The following is a 620-nucleotide window of genomic DNA, read 5'->3' as shown; positions in this document are numbered from 1 at the left end:
AAAGTTGTTTAAGTGTCGGATCGTCTCATGCACCAGCGCGGTATAGCGGCCCGGAACACCGGAAACAGAAATCAAAACACTAAACAGGCCAAGTAGCATGGTCATCGGAAAACCTAGCGCATAAACGTTCAGAGACGGTGCGGCGCGGTTCATCACACCAAAACTGATGTTCGCCAATAGCATTGACACGATGGCGGGCAGCGCAAGTGCGAGAGAAGCCGCAAACATCCAACCAAACACATTGATCACGCCTTGCAGTGATAGGGCCGTGATGCCTGAGCCAACAGGCCACACCACAAAACTCTGAATAACGATGTCGATCACCAGTAAGTGCCCTTCTAGTGACAAAAAGAGTAAGGTCGAAAAAATCAAAAAGATACGGCCTAGAATCGCCACCGACAGACCATTCACAGGGTCGTTCATCATTGCCATACCCAAACCCATCTGCAAAGAAATGGTTTGGCCGAGCATGGTGAACACGTTAAACAGCATGTGCAGAATCAGACCGAACATCAACCCCCAAATCGCTTGCTCAAATGCCAGAAACAAAGAGGTTAATGAGAAGAGTTCAACCGTAGGCATTGTTGGCATTAATGGCGCTGTGATGACCACGATAGAGA

General features: G+C 48.7%; 1 protein-coding gene. It reads right to left on the bottom strand.

The annotated features are described in order from the left end of the window. On the bottom strand, positions 1 to 620 hold a 620-nt coding region (locus tag R7190_RS28625), incomplete at both ends, for a flagellar biosynthetic protein FliR (RefSeq protein ID WP_318138028.1).

The sequence above is a fragment of the Vibrio sp. 1078-1 genome (genome assembly GCF_033340475.1).
Note: the sequence above shows the minus strand (reverse complement) of the source record. Positions and strands in the feature narration are given on the sequence as shown.